This window comes from Cellulosilyticum sp. I15G10I2 (genome assembly GCF_900095725.1).
Lineage (GTDB): Bacteria > Bacillota > Clostridia > Lachnospirales > Cellulosilyticaceae > FMMP01.
Map to the genome: position 1 here is coordinate 351,218 of NZ_FMMP01000006.1, position 17,682 is coordinate 368,899.

The window sequence follows — 17,682 nt, forward strand, 5'->3', positions numbered from 1 at the left end:
GGGTGGCATAGCGAAACCACATCGTCCCAAAAAGGACGGTGTGGTTTTTTATTTAAAATTACACTAAGAGAGGGGATTTAAACAATGTTAAAAGACGTATTTGGAAATTTTGGAGGGGCTTACGTGCCAGATAAACAAAAAGAAGCGCTCAATGAACTCGAAGAGGCATTCTTAAAGTATAAGGATGATGAGGGATTTAAAAATGAACTTCACTACTATCTTAAAAATTATGTGGGCAGAAGTACACCGCTTTACTTTGCAGAAAGATTTACCAAGATGTGTGGTGGTGCAAAAATTTATTTAAAAAGGGAAGATCTTAATCATACCGGTGCTCACAAAATAAACAATGTTTTAGGACAAATGCTCCTTGCCAAAAGAATGGGTAAGACAAAAGTCATAGCAGAAACAGGAGCCGGACAACATGGTGTTGCAACGGCAACGGTTGCGGCACTAATGGGTATGGCATGTACAATTTACATGGGGAAAGAAGATATGAAAAGACAAGCACTTAATGTTTTTAGAATGGAACTTTTAGGTGCAAAAGTAGTGGCAGCAGAGTCTGGTACACAGACCTTAAAAGAAGCAGTTGATGAAGCCATTTTAGCATGGGTAAATGCTTCAGATGATACATTTTATGTATTAGGTTCCGCAGTGGGGCCTCATCCTTATCCTACAATTGTTAAAGCATTCCAAAAAGTTATTAGTGAAGAGGCAAAAGAGCAAATTTTAGAAGCTGAAGGAAAACTTCCGCATAGTATTATTGCTTGTGTAGGTGGAGGCAGTAATGCAATAGGTGCTTTTGCAGAATTTCTTAATAATGATGAAGTTCATTTAATAGGGGTAGAGGCTGCTGGAAAGGGTTTGGAATCAAACATGCATGCGGCAACGCTCACAATGGGAGAACCTACTATATTGCACGGTATGAAAACATTATGTGTACTTGATGAAAATAAAGAAGTGGCACCAGTCTATTCAATATCACCTGGGCTTGACTATCCAGGAGTTGGTCCCGAACATGCGCATTTAAGTGAGATAGGAAGAGCAAAATATGTGGCCATCACAGATGATGAAGCTATAGAGGCACTTATTACGCTTAGCAAACTAGAAGGTATACTACCGGCTATTGAAAGCTCCCATGCTCTTGCTTATGCTATGAAATATGCGAAGACGCTTAATGAGGAGGATATAATTATTATCAATTTATCAGGCAGAGGCGATAAGGATGTAGAAGCTGTTTCACAGTATTTAGCACTAAAAAACAAATAAAATGAGAAATAGAGGTATGCATAACTGTGCATACCTCTATTTGTTTGTAATAGGTTTTCTAGGGGCTTAACTTCAAATACAGCGAATAATATTGCTATAAAAGGTTAAAACTATAACGGTATAAAATGGATTAAGATGGAGGTTTAAAACATGAAAAAAGCGCTATTTATTCTTACTGTTTGTGGTGTTCTCATCTTGGGAGGGCTTATTACAAAATACATTTATTTGAACTTTACTGAATATGCGACTTATCAAAATGGTATTTTTGTGATGAAGGAAGAGGGGAATATCAATGAAACAGCACGTTATTTATATAAGACCTTATAAAAAAACAACAATAGCAGAAAAATCGGGTGTTTATATTAAAGACATTGCAGATATTCATGCTTCATCAGCTGTAAAAAATCAGATTAATTCACTTCTTATACTTAAGATTAAGAATCTCAATAAAAAAGACAAGTATCTTATTACAATCATAGATATTATTAAAGTTATTTTAAATGCTTTTCCGGATGTAATTATTCAAAATGTCGGAGATCCTGAGGTGCTGATTGATTATGTGCCCAAAGTGCCTAAGGAAAACTCACTTTGGGAATGGACGAAGATGATTATTGTAAGTGTTATTATATTTGCAGGGGCGACACTTGCTATTATGGCTTATATGAAGGATGCGGCTCTGGATAAGACTTTTGTAGTTGTAAATAGAATATTTACTGGAGAAGAAGTTGAAAATCCCGTATGGATTACCATTCCCTATTCAATAGGTATTGCTGTAGGGATTATTACATTCTTTAACCATATAGGCAAAAAGAAGCTTACTGACGACCCAAGTCCTATGCAGGTAGAAATTGATCAATATGAGAATAATGTTGAAACGAGTATGATAGACAGTATGATAGTTAAAAAGAGAGGGAAACCGTAATGCAGGAGATGATATCTAAAATACTTCAGATTATATGGGGGCTTGGAATAGGTATTATTCTTTCCGGAGGGATTATTGCATTTATTACAATTATAGGAATTATTCCGCTTATGGCGCATAGAACACAAACTTCTGAGCATCATATTCTGTATGGAAGTGCCATCATGCTCGGTACTTTTATTGGAAGTGTTCTTTCAATATGGCCTATTATTATTCCTGTTTCTAATTTATTTATTGGTCTGTTTGGTTTAACGTCCGGTATATTTACGGGCGTACTGATTATCGCTTTAGCGGAAGTATTAGATGTTTTTCCAATTTCAGACAGACGAATAAAGATTAAAAAAGGGGTAACTCTTATGGTGTTTGCGCTTGCAATAGGTAAACTTATAGGCTCACTTTATTTTTGGCTATATCCTATATTTACAGAACTTAGTTAAAAGGAGATAAAATAATGGCAAATGTAAAACAGCTAAAAAGTAAGTATCAAGATATTGTTAAACAATATTCCCCAAAAAATGATGTACTAAGAAATTCTTTAAGAGCTTTTTGGGTGGGTGGCGTTATTTGTACCTTTGGGCAAGGTCTTACTAACTTATATATGAATTATGGTATGGAACTTGAACAGGCTAAAATGCTTACAACTGTTACCCTAATACTTATAAGTACTATTTTAACAGCTTTTAATGTTTATGATAATCTAGGTAAGTATGGCGGTGCAGGTGCACTTATTCCAATTACTGGATTTGCTAATTCTATGGTAAGTGCAGCTATGGAATTCAAAAAAGAAGGGTATATCTACGGATTAGGTGCCAAGCTATTTATTATAGCTGGCCCGGTTATTGTATTTGGGACACTAATAAGTGTTGTAATAGGTATTATCTATTATTTTGTATAGGAGGACACATATGGGACACGTAGGGAAACAAACAATCACATTTAATAATCCCCCAGTCATTACTTGCGCTTATGCAAGTGCAGGGCCAAGAGAAGTGCAGGGTCCTTTGGGAGAGTATTTTGACAATAAACTACAAGATGAGCTTTTAGGTGAGGATAGTTGGGAAAAAGCAGAGAGCAAACTGATTACGCAAACTGTGCAAGGGCTACTTAGTAAAGCGAACAAAACACCGCAGGATGTACAGTATTTATTTGCAGGAGATTTGCAAAATCAAGTTATTGCAAGTACATTTGGCTTAATGGACTTTAATATTCCATTTTTTGGTTTGTATGGTGCGTGCTCTACCATGGGTGAATCTATGTGTCTTGCAAGTATGGCGATAGCCGGAGGCATGGCTGATTTAGTTATGGCAGGTACAAGCAGCCATAACTGCGCGGCAGAAAAACAATTTAGATTCCCATTAGAATATGCTGGACAAAGAACAATGACACAGCAATGGACTGCTACAGCAAGCGGCTTTGTACTTATTGCAAATGCTGGAAAAGGCCCTAAAATAACAGCGATTACACCAGGTAAAATGGTAGACTTAGGTATAAAAGACACCTTCAACATGGGAGCAGCTATGGCACCAGCAGCAGTTGATACGATTCTTACGCATTTAGAAGATACCCATCAAAAGCCAAGTGATTTTGATGCTATTATTACAGGAGATTTAGGAAACTGTGGACTTGATATTGCAGTGGACATAGCTGGTAAGTTAGGCACAGACCTTCAAGGTGTTATTAATGATTGTGGGAAGTTGATCTATGATGATAAGGTGGAAGATACACATTGTGGAGGAAGTGGCTGTGGGTGCAGTGGTTCAGTATTTGCTGGATACTTCTACTCCCAGCTATTAAAGGGGCATTTAAAGAAAATACTTTTAGTGCCTACAGGTGCTCTGATGAGTCCTGGAAGTACACAGCAAGGTCATACCATACCGGGTATTGCACACGCAGTAAGTATTGTAATGGAATAGGAGGTAAGTATATGGACGTTATGGAATATGTAAGAGCATTTATTGTAGGAGGAGCTATTTGTGTACTTGGGCAAATCCTGCTTGATCGGGCACATCTTACGACAGGAAAGATAATGGTTTCATTTGTAATCGGAGGGGCTATACTTCATGCACTTGGATTATATCAACCTATTATTGATTTTGCGGGAGCAGGTGCATCCGTACCCATCTCAGGGTTTGGCTATGCACTTGCAAAAGGGGCAATAGAAGAAGTTGGTAAACAAGGTTTTATGGGTGCTTTTTCGGGAGGTATTAAAGCCACAGCGGCAGGTATTACAGCAGCTGTAGTTTTTGGCTATACAGCTGCTGTTTTTGCGAATCCTAAAAGTAAATCTTGATATAAATAAGATAATATCTGCATATTTACTATAGAATATTAGGCAATATGGGATATTATCATTACATAATTGTGTGAATAATATTAAAGTATTCAATAGTACTTAATTAATAATCAATAATGAATTATAGAATTAGACTGGAAAATAGATATATAATTCATTATAATAGTATTTATATGATTAAAAGGAGATGTCTATATGAAAAATGATATTTTAGAACTTTTACAAGAAAATAGTAAGTATACTGCCAGTGATATAGCCACAATGTTAGGATTAGATATAGAAGCCGTAAAAAAAGATATAGCGGAGATGGAAAAAGAACAAATTATATGCGGGTACAGTGTGCTTATAAACTGGGATAAGACCGATAAAAAAGATATTGTTACAGCACTTATAGAGGTGCGTGTTACACCTCAAAGAGGTGAAGGATTTGATAGGGTCGCAGAACGCATTTATAAATTTAAAGAGGTTAAAGCTGTTTATCTGATGTCGGGTGGTTTTGATTTTACTGTTATCATTGAAGGAAAGACAATGAAAGAGGTTGCATTGTTTGTTGGACAGAAGCTAGCACCTTTAGAGTCAGTCCTAAGTACAGCTACTCATTTTGTGCTTAAGAAATATAAGGATTACGGTGTCATTTTTGAAGAAAGTAAAAAAGATGAAAGGATGATTATATCACCATGAACATAGAACAAATGATTTCAAAACAAGTGAGGGATGTTCCGCCGTCTGGCATCAGAAAGTTTTTTGATATTGTAAATGAAATGGGTGATGCCATTTCTCTTGGTGTTGGAGAACCAGATTTTGATACTCCTTGGCATATTAGAGAAGAAGGCATTTATTCATTAGAAAAAGGTAGAACGATTTATTCTGCAAATGCAGGTTTATTAGAGCTTAGACAGGCAATTTGCCAGTATATGAAAAGAAGGTTTGATCTAGACTATTCAGCAACTCAACAAACCCTTGTAACTGTAGGTGGCAGTGAGGGGATTGATGTAGCTCTTAGAACGCTTATTGAGCCAGGAGATGAAGTGCTTATTCCTGAGCCTTGTTTTGTATCGTATAAACCCTGTACATTATTTGCAGGTGGAACACCTGTGGTTATTCCTACAAAAGAAGAAAACAATTTCAAGCTTACGCCAGAGGAACTAGAAAGATACATAACCCCTCAAACTAAAATTCTTATCTTGCCTTATCCAAATAATCCAACAGGAGCTATTATGGAGAGAGAAGAGTTAGAAAAAATAGCTGATGTGATTCGTGATAAAAATATTATAGTAATATCGGATGAGATTTATGCAGAGCTTACTTACGGTAAAGAGCATGTTTCGATTGCTAATATTGAGGGCATGTATGAGCGAACTATCATATTAAGTGGATTCTCAAAAGCTTATGCGATGACAGGCTGGCGACTTGGGTATGCATTAGGCCCAGAGGCCATTATAAGTGCCATGACCAAAATGCATCAGTTTACGATTATGTGTGCGCCAACTACTAGCCAGTATGCAGCTATAGAAGCTATGAAAAATGGTGATGAAGATGTGAAAATGATGAGAAAAGCCTATGATCAGAGACGAAGATTGATGGTTGATAGATTTAGAGGAATGGGCTTATCTTGTTTTGAGCCTGAAGGCGCTTTTTATGTCTTTCCATCTATACAAAAAACTGGGCTTACTAGCGAAGGATTCTGCGAAGAGCTGCTTAAGGATCAAAAAGTTGCAGTAGTTCCTGGAACAGCATTTGGAGGCTATGGAGAAGGCTTTATAAGGTGCTCCTATGCGTATTCTGTTGATGAACTTAAAGAAGCTTTAACGCGTATCGAAAAGTTTCTTCATAAAATATTATAATAAAAGTATAAAAAATAAGCTACATATGTAGCTTATTTTTTATACTTTTATTAATGCTGTTTACATTCTGGGCAAATACCGTAAAAATAGAGTTGTTCATGAGACAAATCAAATTGTGTAAGAGAGGCAACTTCTTCTCTAAGCTGCGCTACACTTTGGACATGATGCATATCTACAACCTTATGGCAGGCCATACATTTGATGTGCGGATGGGGTGAAGTGTCGGCATCATACCTATAACTATCTTCACCAATATTTAATTGTTGGACTAAGCCGTGTTTAACTAGTGCATCTAGTGTCTTATAAACTGTTGCAAGGCTCATAGTAGGATATTCATCATGTAGAGTTGTATAGATGGTTTCAGCACTTGGGTGTGCAGACGTATTACGCAGCATTCTAAAAATAGAAAGTCTTTGGGGTGTTACTTTAAGGTTATGGTCTTTTAAAATAGTTGTTAGTTCTAACATAAATATCATCCTAACTAATAATTATTATTATATAATTTTGATTATAATATAATAATAGTTAAAATGCAATGGGTGAAAACAAATTTTTCTCAGTATTTTAGAAAATAGTAAAATTTTGATGTAGTAGAACAAGACGCTTATAAGTAAATCTTATATTTTCTGTTATATTTATCCTAGTATGTTAATAAACATACAATAAATAGATGTATTAGGGGGAAGAAAATATGATTGACCTAAGTAGCATTGAATTTGATTTTTTAGAATATATACAAGAAGAATGGGATAGTTACATGGAAGAAGGTTGTGATATTGAAGATGCTACAAGTCAAATTTTAATGCAGTATGAGGATATGCTAGATGAGAAGGAAAGAATTGCACTCTATATTGTACTGGGGAATATTCAGATGGATTTAGCCTTTATAGATCAAAGAGTTAAAGCAGAAATAAGTGAGATTATTGCATCTAAGATAGCAGATGAAATGTTTGAAGGTAATAAGCAAATTAAGAAAGTCTTAAGTCAAGTTAAAAAATATTTATAGAGTATGATAAAAACAATGCTATAGCTCCATTAGAGATTATAGCATTGTTTTTAGTTCTTTTAAAAGTTGCATTAGAATTTGTTGCATACTATAATAATTTTTAAGAGGTGAAGATACGGATGTTAAAAATAATAGCTGCTGCATTAATGCTTATAGATCATCTAGGAATGGTTTTTTTTCAAGATCAATTTGGGTATAGAATAATAGGCCGGTTATCTATGCCTATATTTGCATATTGTGTTGCGCAAGGATTCTATAAAACAACTTCATATGAAAAATATTTTGAGCGTATGGGAGTTTTTGCCATTGTATCACAAATTCCCTTCTGGATGATGATGTATGTTACAAATCCAGTTTACTTTAATTTTATGCATTTTAATATTGGTTTTACATTTTTAGGGGCACTGTGTACACTTCGCTTATACAAAACTATTAGAAATCATACATGTGATAATAAAATGATAAATATTTTAGGTATTAATGTAATACTTATCTTAACAACGCTATTAAGATGTGACTATGGTGCTTATGCGATATGCCTAGTGTTAGTATTTTATGAGTTTTATATCATGCGCAAAGATATACTTTTAACATTTATAATGCTGGCTGCAGCGACATTTTCACTTTTTTTTATAGGAAGAGCAGATCAAATAAAAGTACAGCTTCTAGGTTTACCAGCCTTTTTAATTATTATTGCATTAAAGGACTTACCGCTTAAGCAGTTTAAATATTTTTTCTATATTTTTTATCCTCTACATATGCTTGTTTTAAGCTTCATTAAGTGGGTACAGTGAGAATTGAAGAGGGTGATAACGATAAATATAGATATTTTTTAATAGCAGAGCAAGACTTAGTGTAAGGCTATTTAAGAGAAAAAAGGCAGAAGATTATAATCAGAATAGGAGCTAAAATGAAAAAAAACTATATACATTGGATCACTAGACTTCAACTTGTTTTAATAGCAATCTTTATCAGTTTTAATACGGGGTGCCAGTTCAATAAAGAACAAGCAGTGCGTACAGAGATACATTTTATAGATACTGGAAATTCAGATGCAATACTTATTAAACAAGGAGATAATGCCGCTTTAATTGATGGGGGAGATAATGATGATGAAGAACTTATTGCAGCATATATCAAAAATCAAGGCATAAAACAATTTGAGTATGTTTTCGTTACACATCCGGATGCAGATCATATAGGGGGATTAGATGCTGTCATTGACCAGTTTGCAGTTAATGCTGTTTATGTAGGGAATGGTAAGGCGGATACAAAAACTTATAGAGATTTTATTGAAGCATTAATGAATAAAGGACTGACACCTAGCGTTCCACTTTTAAACAGCACCTTTAAGATGGGTAATGCTGATTTTAAAGTACTTAGTGTAGCAAGTGCTAAAGATGTGAATAATACATCACTTGTGCTGCTGTATACCAATGGTAAGGATAAGTTGTTATTTATGGGTGATGTAGATAAAGAGATTGAAAGAAATATCAATGTAGGCAAAGTAGATCTTATTAAAATAGGTCATCATGGCTCAAGAAGTTCAAGCGACAAAGCGTTTTTAATACAAATAGAGCCTAAGTATGCTGTAATAACGGTTGGAGAGCGGAATAAATATGGACATCCTCATGCAGAAACAATGGAGGTACTAGAGCAGTTAGCGATTCCGGTTTATAGAACGGATGAAGGCGGTAATCTTATCTTTGTTTCTACAGGGAATGGCGTTACTACCAAGCAATTGCCAAATAGTTATTTATCAGGAGAAAGTAAAAAGTCTAAACAAAATGTAGAGACTAATAAACAGCCTCAAAAAGTAGTAACACACACAACCTATGCAAAAGTTTTTTTTACTAAGAATAGTAAGAAATATCATAGTCTATTAAGTTGCTCTGGGATGAAGTCACCACAACAAGGAACACTAGAGGATGTAGGTGACCGAACAGCTTGTAATAAGTGTTACTAAATGATTAATAACCTAGTCTTTGATAGCTAGGTTTATTTTTTATTTATAAAAGTATTTATTTATAAAAAATGCTAATAATAAATGAGTGCACATAACAAGCAAATTCAAAAGAATATAATTCAGAACAATGTGGTGATGCAGATGAAAAAGATTTTTATAATAATTATGTTATGTTCTAGCTTTTTTAGTGGAATAGTATATGCCAAAGATCGAGAAATATCTGTTGTAGTCAACGACAAGCTCATATCACGGGAGGAAGGACAGATTGATATGGTAAATGGCGTTGCATATATTTCAGTTAAGTTTTTAGAACCCGCACTCAATATCGATATGTATTGGATGAATGAAATAGGGCAGGTTCAGCTGAATAAAGATGAGAAAATAATGATTCTAAATCTGCACGACAATACCCTTACAACAGACTGGTTAAATGTTGAGCGCTATATGGTAGTTAGCAAGAATAACGATATAATGGTACCAATGCGTTTAGTAGCAGAATATTTTGGCTATAAAGTTAGTTTTAAGTCTGATGGGCCAATCATTAGTATTACAAGTAGTGAAAAGCTTCAAGAACAAGACGAAAAGGCGACTCAGAAAGAAAAAGCACACCATAAAGTTATTTATTTAACTTTTGATGATGGTCCAAGCCCATATACAGACAAGCTGTTAGAATTACTGGATAAATATCAGGTAAAAGCTACATTTTTTATGTTAGACGGTGCAATGAAAAAAAATCCAGAAAGTGTTAAACATATCGTAGAAAGAGGCCATGCAGTAGGATTACACGGCGTAACACATAAACCTCATACATTTTATTGTGGACATGATGGTCCACTTAAAGAAATGGAGCAGACTAATGAAACACTTGAAAGTATCGTAGGCTTTAGAAGCTGTCTAATAAGAACGCCTTTTGGCAGCAATCCACATCTAACCTTAAAACAATATCTTAATCTCGTAAGCCACGAGTATCGTATATGGGATTGGAATATTGACTCGAAAGATTGGGCATACAATAATCCCCATAAAGCGTTTAATACAACGATCAAGAACATGAAAACTTCAAAAAAAGAACCTAAGGTAGTGCTTTTTCATGATATGAAATACGTTGTAGAAACCTTAGAATTATTTTTAAAATGGATGGATGAAAATCAGTATACCTCAAAAGAAATTACAGCAGATTTAGTTCCGGTTAAAATGACACAAAAAAAATAGAAAATTTCTATCATAAATAAAAGTCTTCTTATTATTTTAGTAAATATAAGAAGACTTTTATTTATGATAGAATGGATGAACTGAACAATTACTCCATCAAATACCTTACTAAAAAATAAAATGTGGGAGAAGATAAGATTTATAGAGATAGCTTACAATCAATAGCATTTATAAATCTATCAAAAGGCATATTTAAGATAGAAGCTAAAGGATTAAGTATTCTATAACAGTTAAAATAGAGTGAAAAAGGAGGGGAAGTAATGATTAATAAGTCAGAAAGCATTAAAAATATTGCAAGTGCAGTGGTTAAGTTTCAGAGCAGAGTTGAAACCCTTAAAAGAACATCTTCTAATCCATTTTTTAAATCAACTTATACGACACTAGAAGATATTGTTGGTGCTATAAGGCCCGTCCTCGCGGAGTATGGCTTATCCTTCTTACAAAATACGAATGGGACCATAGCTGGTGATGTTATTAGTGTGTCTACCATGCTTCTTCATGAAAGTGGAGAGTTTATAGAATTTGAGCCTTTACAAATTAAAATTACAGGGAATGTACAGCAGTCTATGGCTACGGTTACTTATTTAAGACGCTATTCACTGCAATGTGCTTTAGGCATTGTGACAACAGATGAAGATGATGATGGCAATTTAGCAAGTGGTATTGATAAAACTCAGACTTCTAAAAACGGTAACTATAAAGTGACACCCAAACAGCTTTCAAGACTCTATACGATAGGGATGAAAAAGGGTTTTGATGCTAATGCTCTGAGATCATTGTCTAAACTTGAAAGTCTTAACGATTTATCTAAAGAAAAATATGATAAACTTATACATTGGTTAGAACAAAAACCGGATACACAAGTTGGGGCCTAATATTTTGGCTTTATAATAAAATTTTAAGTATCAAATCTTTCAAGAATTGCTTCAAGTATGGCAAGGGTATCAAGAGAAGTTACTCTTGAACGAAAATACTCATCTAGTAGTGCAAGTCTTTCTATATCAGATGTTTCACGGATTAATAAACTGAGACTATATAAGCTGTTCTTAGCTAGATTAAGCACGTTAAAAGTAAGTAAAACATGTCTATTTTGGTCACTGACATCAGGGACAGTTGCTAAGTAGTCTTGGAGCATTCTATTAAGTCTTTCTATGTTATTGTTAATCAAATTAATGCGTATTTCAAGTTGGGTATCCCCAGGAATTGGATCTCTAAGAGCCGCTTGTGCGATATCAAAAACTTGTCTTTGTATTGATTTTATTTCACTAATAAATTGCTCAATTGTTTGTTTATGCTCGGCATTACTTATAGTAATATCCTGAATACTATCAGCGCTCAGCGGGACAAAAGTAAACGCAATAATTATAGATAAAATAATGGAGATAAATGACTTAAATGAATAGTTTTGTTTCATGGGGCACCTCTAGTCAATGATAAACTTATCTATTTAAGATAACCATTTTTAAAATCTTTATGACCATGTTTGTCCTTTATTTTTAGCAAATAAAAAAGCTACTAGGGGAGTAGTAGCTTTTACAAAGAGGGGGTTAATGAAAAATATTAGCGTGTATTTATTACACTTTTTATTATAATTAATAATGATGGAGAATTTATGGAGATTAAATAAAATATGTTAGGGGTAAAATACTATTTGAACTTAATGGAAAAAGAAATATAATTTACAATGCAACTTTAATCGTAGAAGAAAACTAAGGCGCTAATAAACGTAAGTTTAATATGTTAATCAGTATATTTTTCAAGAAGGTCTTTCAGAATTTCAAGAGTGTCAAGCGTATTTATTCTTGTGCGAAAATATTCATCTAGCAGCTGAAGCCTTTGTATATCAGTTGTTACACGTGTTAATAAGGTCAGGGTATATAAATTGCTTCTAACAAGATTGAGAAAATTAAAAGTAAGCCTGACTTGTCTATCTTGCTCATTGAGGCCTTGAACAATATCGGCGTAGTCTTCGATTCTTTCGTTAAGTGAGGATAAGTTATTACTAATGATACTAATTTGATCTTGAAGTTGATTGGTATCAATAGAATCTCTAAGGGCAGATTGTGCAATATTAAGTGATTGGTTTTGCGCATCTTTAATCTCACCAATGAATTGATTAATGGTTTCTTTATGCTCAGCTGGAGAAATAGACCCTAGCTCCGAGGCATTTAAAATAACAGATGTGAAAATGATAATGATTGATAATGACGTTGTAATTAAAAATTTAAGATTATTTATTTTACACATACACCACCTCTAATTATTTATGAAACTTATACATTTAAAGTAACCTTTCTTAAAAGAAGTATGTACTACTTAAAAAACATACCTAAAAGAAAACTAGTACTGAAATGATACCTGCAATTATTGAACCTATTATATTTGAAATTAAATCAAAATTTGTATCTATAAGGCCGTGCTGATTATCTGAATTGCTTATAGAGTCTAAAATAAATTCGTATATTTCATAAACACAACCATATGAAATACCGATGGTTGCTACGAAGATAGAGACATATAGCCTTGAATGGATTGTGGGCGTTATAGTTTCATTTAATATTTCATAAAAAAATAAAGCATAAGAGAATGCCCCAAAAGCATGTAAAAATCTATCGTAATACTTTGAACGATAATAATAGTTTAGATATTTACCAATAAGATTGTTTCCAATAATAGTTATTAAGGCAAGGGTTATAATAAAGGGCCTAGCATAAAATTCAAACTTATATTGTGCTGCTAAAAAAATTAAATAGAGAGTATAAGATACAAGATTCTCAATAAAAAAACTATATTTCTTCTTAACAAAGTCAGCAATACCGATAATTAAAATAACTAACGAAAAGATAATAGTTATAAGCATTAATAATTTATTATATTCCATATGGGCACCTCTAGTTATTGATATAGGTTACATATTTAAAATAACCCATTTATTTAAGAAGTATGTATTATTGCAAAAAGCAAATAGAGCGAAACTTTATAAATAAAAAAGAGGACTTAAAAGTCCTCTAATCATTGCATTTATTGGGTTTTAAGCTTTTAAGAGTAAGCTCCCGAGCGGACTTGAACCGCCGACCTCCGCCTTACCAAGGCGACGCTCTACCTACTGAGCCACGAGAGCAAAATGCTTATTTATAATAGCATAGGGAGGAATGATTGTCAACATTTCTCCCTATTTTATATTAAGTCTTAATTATTTGAATTGTTAAGTGCTTTAATAACCTAGATTTTCACCTACTAAAATAACTTTAATACGATCTTTCTCTCGACTATTACGCGTAATGACTGTATGCATACAGATACAATCAGGAGAAAGACAATCATGACATACACCTGTTTTAGCACAAGGGGTATTTTTCTCAAGCCTAAGTGCATTGAGAGGACTGGCAAAATTCTTTACACGACTAATCGCTTCTTGCTCATTGAAAACAATTTTATTCATACCAACAACAATAATAACATTTTTAGGACCATAAATGAGTGCTGCTACTCTATTACCAGTGCCGTCTATATTTACAAGCTTGCCATCTAAGGTAACAGCATTGCTGCTCATAAGATAGTAATCACAAGAAAGGGCATCATGATAGAGGTCACTTACTTGATCTGGATTAACCTTTGAGCGGTCTAATAAAGTATAGCTTGGATTAGCAGCAAGTTTTTCAAGTAAGCCAATTTCTAGTAATGTCATAGATCCACCCCATGATATAGAAGCATTATCTTCTATTAATGAACAGACTTTTTGAGCAGCTTCATGTTTGTTATCTACATAATAAGCTTGTAGATTACGCTGTGACATTTTCTTGATGATTGCCTCAGCAGTAACTTTATAATATTCCTTTTTTATATCCAAGATGATTCCCCCTCTATGTATTAATTGAATCTATATTATTATACCATACTTTTAAAGTAAGCGGAGTTTACCATTTATACAATTTTTTACACTATTCATCGCAGTAGGTGTCATAACCTGAAAAAATATGTATAATATAGAAAGGAGCGAAAAGTGTGTACTAGAGAGCGGCGATTAGTTAATCTATGAAAAGTGGCAATTAAAAAGGGGGTGGTGTTGGTGATAAAAATAGCACTTTGTGATGATAACCATATATTCTTAAAAGAATTTGAAAATCTTATAGAGAAGTATTTAGTGAGTCATTGTGTAAACGGTGAGGTGAGTATTTATAATAATGGAAGGAGTCTTTTAGAACAATTTAGCAAAGATCATTACGCTTTTGATATTATATTTTTAGACATTGATATGCCTTATATAGATGGTATTGAGACGGCACAATGTATCAGAAATATGAATAAAGAGGTCACTTTAATTTTTTTAACCTCAATGGAAGATCGAGTATATGAAACCTTTCAATTTAATACTTTTAGATTTATAAGAAAAAACTATGTACTTATTGAGCTAGATGAATGTTTAAGTAAGGCACTTAGGTTGCTTGAAAATGAAAAAAGCACCTACTCTTTTAAAACAAAAGAAGGAACTATAAAGTTAGCCATACAGGACATTTTATATTTTATGTATATTAACAGACATGTAGAAGTAAAAACGATTGATAATTATTACAGATTAACTGTAACAAGATTCCAAGATATTATCAATCAGTTCAGTGACAAAGATTTTGTAGCTATACATAGAGGCTGTATTGTAAATGTTAAATATATCAAAGTTATTAACAAGCTATATATTATACTTGATAATAATGAGAAGTTATCTATAAGTCGGTATAAGGTTAATGAAGTATTTCGTGCATTTACAAATTATGCGAGGTAGGGGATAAAAATGATTAGTGGAATAGTTTGGAATTTATTTGAATATGGTCTTTGTTTAATAGAGCTATTTTTTTTATATATGTTTTTAAATGAAGTAATAGTTAAAAAAGAACATATACCTGAGTATATGGTTTATGTAATACTTATAATGAGTAGTATAGTTTCTTTTGCTTTAACTAGAATCAGTATTTTTTCTGCGTTTAAGGTAATAGTTGGGTATGGCATTTGTATAATAGTTACAGCTATCCTTTATAAAGCAAAGTTCAAAATTAAGTTGTTTTGGGGAACCATTTATTATATAGGATTAGGGCTTATAGACGTTGTAAGTGTCATTTTGATTTCGTATATCACTAAAATAGATATCGTTACTGTTGCCTTATCGAGTAATTGGTATAGAATTTTGCTTTCTGTCTTTGCAAAGCTTATAGCATTTATACTTATTAAATTGATAGCTAAAACAACCCGAAAGTCACTAGGAGACATACCTGCAAAGTTTTGGCATATGATATTGGGGGTTTTTGCAATTGCACTAGTAAGTATAATTGCTGTCATAGAAATAGGTATTATTCTCCAGGGAAATGAACTAGCGGGTTTATTTTTAGTTATTATTTCTATTGGTATACTTGTTCTAAGTATAACTGTTTATCAGACCTTCCAATATATGTGTAACTATTTTGAGAAAGAAAAACAATATGAGATTATTGAATATCAAAATGAAATGCTTATAAAAGCTACCTTAGAAAAGGATGAATCCCACAAAGAGATTAGAAAAATCTGGCATGATTTTAATAATCATATCAGCTGTATTGATATGCTGCTTCAAATGGATAATATTAAGAGGGCAAGACAATACATTTATGACATGAAAATAAACAGTGAAAAAGTACATTTTGATATAAAAACAGGTAATGAAATAGCAGATGCTGTCATTAATCAAAAGTACATGCTAGCTAAAAAGCATGATATTCAATTCAATGTTAATGGGTTTTTAGGAGAAAATATGAGTGTCAATGCCATAGACCTATGTGCTTTGATGAGTAATGGATTAGATAATGCTATCGAGGCAAATTTAAAGGTTAGAGATAAGCATTCTCGAAAGATTCATGTACATATGAAACCTTATAAAGATTATTTACTTATAGAAATTATTAATGCTGTAGGGGAAGAATTAAAAAACATTGAGCATTTACAAACGACAAAAAAAGATAAAAGTAAACATGGATTTGGTATGTTAAGTATGAAGAAAATAGCTGAAAAATATGATGGATACCTCCAGTATAGTTATGAGAATAAGTGCTTTAGTCTTTCGATTATGCTAAAGGTAGTTAATGAATAATATAATTCTTTTATAGAACCTAATAAAAGCTCCTATTTAATACATTGATTTTAAATCAAAAATTAAATAGGAGCTTTTTGGTAATATGTTATTAAAAAAATGACTATTCGTACCAAAAATCATACCATTCGTACAAAAATTAACACAAGTGTAAAAAAAAGGTGTATAGTAAATTCAAGAGGTGAGGACATGATAAAAACGATGTGTGAGGATTTTTCATTTATTCTTGTGAGAAATAGAATTATATCTGAAGATGACAGAGAAGTCTATATCTATGGCCTTGAGCTTTTAGTTAACAGCTTATTAGTAGTAGGGACTATTTTGACATTAGGCCTTCTCTTAAATAAGATCCTTGTTACGGTAACTTTCTTAATTGTATTTTGTTCTATAAGAAGTTATGCGGGAGGCTTTCATGCAAGTCAGTACTGGAAGTGCTATTGCATTGGATGCTTATCGTATTTAAGTATCATAACTGTAGTACATAGTACAGCTATATTTGATATGTATATTTGTAGTTTCATATTTTCAAGTATTTCTTACATAGGGATTTATAGCAAAGCGCCTTTAAATAGCAAGAAGAATCCTAAGACAGAAAAAGAAATGCAAAGAAATAGTGTTATAACGAAGGTGCTCATAAGTATATATACTTTGATAACAGCTATAGGGATATTTGCATATCCCCAGGGGATAGAATTGTGGTTCACTATAGCTTGTACGCAACTAGTAGTTACCATTTTTTTAATGATAACCATATTACAAAGGAGGTATTTAAGATGAAAAATTTAAAAGAAAAAGTATTAAGAGGAATTGCAAAAGCAGCTGATAAAGCGGTAGAAGGAGCATGTGGTTCTAAGTCATTCTGGATAACATATGAACCAGAAATGCCTAACGTTTTAAAACAAGCAAAGATGGACTCTCAAAAACATAGCTAGAGATAATGAGACAATTTAACACTTTAAAAATAAAAAGGATGTAAATCTGGATAGATTCAGATGACATTCTTTTTATTTTTGTGTACAATTTTAAAATATAATGGGGTATACTAATTAATAAATGAA

At 33.0% G+C, this 17,682-nt stretch carries 23 protein-coding genes and 1 tRNA gene; 18 read left to right on the forward strand and 6 right to left on the reverse strand.

The genetic code is table 11. The features are described from left to right. Window positions 1-84: 84 nt before the first annotated feature. The 9 genes from trpB (at window position 85) to BN3326_RS01660 (ending at window position 6,325) form a co-directional block, all read left to right on the forward strand. Window positions 85-1,266, forward strand: a complete 1,182-nt coding sequence (gene trpB, locus BN3326_RS01625; RefSeq protein ID WP_069997372.1) for a tryptophan synthase subunit beta — start codon at window positions 85-87, stop codon at window positions 1,264-1,266. Window positions 1,267-1,416: 150 nt separating this feature from the next. Beyond that, on the forward strand, window positions 1,417-1,593 hold the full coding sequence (locus BN3326_RS21835; RefSeq protein WP_171903739.1) for a hypothetical protein: 177 nt from the start codon (window positions 1,417-1,419) through the stop codon (window positions 1,591-1,593). After that, window positions 1,559-2,188 carry a stage V sporulation protein AA gene (locus tag BN3326_RS01630; protein ID WP_069997373.1) on the forward strand — a complete coding sequence of 210 codons (630 nt, stop codon included), beginning with the start codon at window positions 1,559-1,561 and terminating at the stop codon, window positions 2,186-2,188. The genes BN3326_RS21835 and BN3326_RS01630 overlap by 35 nt, the downstream gene beginning before the upstream one ends. Continuing rightward, a complete protein-coding gene (locus tag BN3326_RS01635; RefSeq protein ID WP_069997374.1) occupies window positions 2,188-2,625 on the forward strand; it encodes a stage V sporulation protein AB in 438 nt (145 codons plus the stop codon). The genes BN3326_RS01630 and BN3326_RS01635 overlap by 1 nt, the downstream gene beginning before the upstream one ends. A 14-nt stretch (window positions 2,626-2,639) precedes the next feature. Further along, complete coding sequence (gene spoVAC, locus BN3326_RS01640; protein WP_069997375.1) at window positions 2,640-3,083, forward strand: stage V sporulation protein AC; 444 nt, start codon at window positions 2,640-2,642, stop codon at window positions 3,081-3,083. A gap of 10 nt (window positions 3,084-3,093) precedes the next feature. Then, window positions 3,094-4,101 carry a stage V sporulation protein AD gene (gene spoVAD / locus BN3326_RS01645; protein WP_069997376.1) on the forward strand — a complete coding sequence of 336 codons (1,008 nt, stop codon included), beginning with the start codon at window positions 3,094-3,096 and terminating at the stop codon, window positions 4,099-4,101. Window positions 4,102-4,121: 20 nt separating this feature from the next. Continuing rightward, a complete protein-coding gene (spoVAE, locus tag BN3326_RS01650) occupies window positions 4,122-4,478 on the forward strand; it encodes a stage V sporulation protein AE (RefSeq protein WP_069998391.1) in 357 nt (118 codons plus the stop codon). A 198-nt stretch (window positions 4,479-4,676) separates the two neighbouring features. Continuing rightward, window positions 4,677-5,162: an Lrp/AsnC family transcriptional regulator gene (locus tag BN3326_RS01655; RefSeq protein WP_069997377.1), complete on the forward strand. Its 486-nt coding sequence runs from the start codon at window positions 4,677-4,679 to the stop codon at window positions 5,160-5,162. A gap of 2 nt (window positions 5,163-5,164) precedes the next feature. Continuing rightward, complete coding sequence (locus BN3326_RS01660; protein ID WP_242875953.1) at window positions 5,165-6,325, forward strand: pyridoxal phosphate-dependent aminotransferase; 1,161 nt, start codon at window positions 5,165-5,167, stop codon at window positions 6,323-6,325. 50 nt (window positions 6,326-6,375) lie between these two features. Here BN3326_RS01660 and BN3326_RS01665 read toward each other — a convergent pair whose 3' ends face one another. After that, window positions 6,376-6,792, reverse strand: a complete 417-nt coding sequence (locus BN3326_RS01665; RefSeq protein WP_069997378.1) for a transcriptional regulator PerR — start codon at window positions 6,790-6,792, stop codon at window positions 6,376-6,378. A gap of 224 nt (window positions 6,793-7,016) precedes the next feature. Between BN3326_RS01665 and BN3326_RS01670 the strand changes: the two genes are divergently transcribed. The 5 genes from BN3326_RS01670 to BN3326_RS01690 all read left to right on the forward strand — a co-directional run bounded on the left by BN3326_RS01670 (window position 7,017) and on the right by BN3326_RS01690 (window position 11,384). After that, window positions 7,017-7,331 carry a hypothetical protein gene (locus tag BN3326_RS01670; RefSeq protein WP_069997379.1) on the forward strand — a complete coding sequence of 105 codons (315 nt, stop codon included), beginning with the start codon at window positions 7,017-7,019 and terminating at the stop codon, window positions 7,329-7,331. 119 nt (window positions 7,332-7,450) lie between these two features. After that, window positions 7,451-8,125, forward strand: coding sequence for a TraX family protein (locus tag BN3326_RS01675; RefSeq protein ID WP_069997380.1), 675 nt, complete (start codon window positions 7,451-7,453; stop codon window positions 8,123-8,125). Window positions 8,126-8,241: 116 nt separating this feature from the next. Next, a complete protein-coding gene (locus tag BN3326_RS01680) occupies window positions 8,242-9,297 on the forward strand; it encodes a ComEC/Rec2 family competence protein (protein WP_069997381.1) in 1,056 nt (351 codons plus the stop codon). 141 nt (window positions 9,298-9,438) lie between these two features. Further along, on the forward strand, window positions 9,439-10,509 hold the full coding sequence (locus BN3326_RS01685; RefSeq protein WP_069997382.1) for a polysaccharide deacetylase family protein: 1,071 nt from the start codon (window positions 9,439-9,441) through the stop codon (window positions 10,507-10,509). A 260-nt stretch (window positions 10,510-10,769) separates the two neighbouring features. After that, entirely contained in the window at window positions 10,770-11,384 is a 615-nt protein-coding gene (locus BN3326_RS01690; protein WP_083258457.1) for an ERF family protein, read from the forward strand. 23 nt (window positions 11,385-11,407) lie between these two features. Here BN3326_RS01690 and BN3326_RS01695 read toward each other — a convergent pair whose 3' ends face one another. From BN3326_RS01695 to BN3326_RS01715, 5 genes are all read right to left on the reverse strand, one after another. Beyond that, window positions 11,408-11,923 (reverse strand): hypothetical protein, encoded by a 516-nt coding sequence (locus BN3326_RS01695; protein WP_069997383.1) that lies wholly within the window; start codon window positions 11,921-11,923, stop codon window positions 11,408-11,410. A 326-nt stretch (window positions 11,924-12,249) separates the two neighbouring features. After that, window positions 12,250-12,756 carry a hypothetical protein gene (locus BN3326_RS01700; protein ID WP_069997384.1) on the reverse strand — a complete coding sequence of 169 codons (507 nt, stop codon included), beginning with the start codon at window positions 12,754-12,756 and terminating at the stop codon, window positions 12,250-12,252. An 82-nt stretch (window positions 12,757-12,838) separates the two neighbouring features. Next, the gene (locus BN3326_RS01705; protein ID WP_069997385.1) at window positions 12,839-13,390 is read right to left on the reverse strand and encodes a DUF2238 domain-containing protein; all 552 of its coding nucleotides are present in this window, start codon (window positions 13,388-13,390) and stop codon (window positions 12,839-12,841) included. 167 nt (window positions 13,391-13,557) lie between these two features. Continuing rightward, window positions 13,558-13,630, reverse strand: a tRNA-Thr gene (locus BN3326_RS01710). Between the two features lie 93 nt (window positions 13,631-13,723). Then, window positions 13,724-14,359 (reverse strand): lactate utilization protein, encoded by a 636-nt coding sequence (locus BN3326_RS01715; RefSeq protein WP_069997386.1) that lies wholly within the window; start codon window positions 14,357-14,359, stop codon window positions 13,724-13,726. Between the two features lie 192 nt (window positions 14,360-14,551). Between BN3326_RS01715 and BN3326_RS01720 the strand changes: the two genes are divergently transcribed. The 4 genes from BN3326_RS01720 to BN3326_RS21360 all read left to right on the forward strand — a co-directional run bounded on the left by BN3326_RS01720 (window position 14,552) and on the right by BN3326_RS21360 (window position 17,556). Continuing rightward, window positions 14,552-15,289 carry a LytR/AlgR family response regulator transcription factor gene (locus BN3326_RS01720; RefSeq protein WP_083258458.1) on the forward strand — a complete coding sequence of 246 codons (738 nt, stop codon included), beginning with the start codon at window positions 14,552-14,554 and terminating at the stop codon, window positions 15,287-15,289. 9 nt (window positions 15,290-15,298) lie between these two features. Then, entirely contained in the window at window positions 15,299-16,624 is a 1,326-nt protein-coding gene (locus BN3326_RS01725) for an ATP-binding protein (protein ID WP_069997388.1), read from the forward strand. Between the two features lie 189 nt (window positions 16,625-16,813). Next, a complete protein-coding gene (locus BN3326_RS01730) occupies window positions 16,814-17,401 on the forward strand; it encodes an accessory gene regulator B family protein (protein ID WP_069997389.1) in 588 nt (195 codons plus the stop codon). Then, window positions 17,398-17,556, forward strand: a complete 159-nt coding sequence (locus BN3326_RS21360) for a cyclic lactone autoinducer peptide (protein WP_083258460.1) — start codon at window positions 17,398-17,400, stop codon at window positions 17,554-17,556. Before BN3326_RS01730 ends, BN3326_RS21360 begins: the two co-directional genes overlap by 4 nt. Window positions 17,557-17,682: the final 126 nt, after the last annotated feature.

Bases quoted from the DNA above. Each gene is read 5' to 3' on its own strand.
- trpB (WP_069997372.1), top strand. From the start codon at position 85: ATGTTAAAAGACGTATTTGGAAATTTTGGAGGGGCTTACGTGCCAGAT.
- BN3326_RS21835 (WP_171903739.1), top strand. From the start codon at position 1,417: ATGAAAAAAGCGCTATTTATTCTTACTGTTTGTGGTGTTCTCATCTTG.
- BN3326_RS01630 (WP_069997373.1), top strand. From the start codon at position 1,559: ATGAAACAGCACGTTATTTATATAAGACCTTATAAAAAAACAACAATA.
- BN3326_RS01635 (WP_069997374.1), top strand. From the start codon at position 2,188: ATGCAGGAGATGATATCTAAAATACTTCAGATTATATGGGGGCTTGGA.
- spoVAC (WP_069997375.1), top strand. From the start codon at position 2,640: ATGGCAAATGTAAAACAGCTAAAAAGTAAGTATCAAGATATTGTTAAA.
- spoVAD (WP_069997376.1), top strand. From the start codon at position 3,094: ATGGGACACGTAGGGAAACAAACAATCACATTTAATAATCCCCCAGTC.
- spoVAE (WP_069998391.1), top strand. From the start codon at position 4,122: ATGGAATATGTAAGAGCATTTATTGTAGGAGGAGCTATTTGTGTACTT.
- BN3326_RS01655 (WP_069997377.1), top strand. From the start codon at position 4,677: ATGAAAAATGATATTTTAGAACTTTTACAAGAAAATAGTAAGTATACT.
- BN3326_RS01665 (WP_069997378.1), bottom strand. From the start codon at position 6,792: ATGTTAGAACTAACAACTATTTTAAAAGACCATAACCTTAAAGTAACA.
- BN3326_RS01670 (WP_069997379.1), top strand. From the start codon at position 7,017: ATGATTGACCTAAGTAGCATTGAATTTGATTTTTTAGAATATATACAA.
- BN3326_RS01675 (WP_069997380.1), top strand. From the start codon at position 7,451: ATGTTAAAAATAATAGCTGCTGCATTAATGCTTATAGATCATCTAGGA.
- BN3326_RS01680 (WP_069997381.1), top strand. From the start codon at position 8,242: ATGAAAAAAAACTATATACATTGGATCACTAGACTTCAACTTGTTTTA.
- BN3326_RS01685 (WP_069997382.1), top strand. From the start codon at position 9,439: ATGAAAAAGATTTTTATAATAATTATGTTATGTTCTAGCTTTTTTAGT.
- BN3326_RS01690 (WP_083258457.1), top strand. From the start codon at position 10,770: ATGATTAATAAGTCAGAAAGCATTAAAAATATTGCAAGTGCAGTGGTT.
- BN3326_RS01695 (WP_069997383.1), bottom strand. From the start codon at position 11,923: ATGAAACAAAACTATTCATTTAAGTCATTTATCTCCATTATTTTATCT.
- BN3326_RS01700 (WP_069997384.1), bottom strand. From the start codon at position 12,756: ATGTGTAAAATAAATAATCTTAAATTTTTAATTACAACGTCATTATCA.
- BN3326_RS01705 (WP_069997385.1), bottom strand. From the start codon at position 13,390: ATGGAATATAATAAATTATTAATGCTTATAACTATTATCTTTTCGTTA.
- BN3326_RS01725 (WP_069997388.1), top strand. From the start codon at position 15,299: ATGATTAGTGGAATAGTTTGGAATTTATTTGAATATGGTCTTTGTTTA.
- BN3326_RS01730 (WP_069997389.1), top strand. From the start codon at position 16,814: ATGATAAAAACGATGTGTGAGGATTTTTCATTTATTCTTGTGAGAAAT.
- BN3326_RS21360 (WP_083258460.1), top strand. From the start codon at position 17,398: ATGAAAAATTTAAAAGAAAAAGTATTAAGAGGAATTGCAAAAGCAGCT.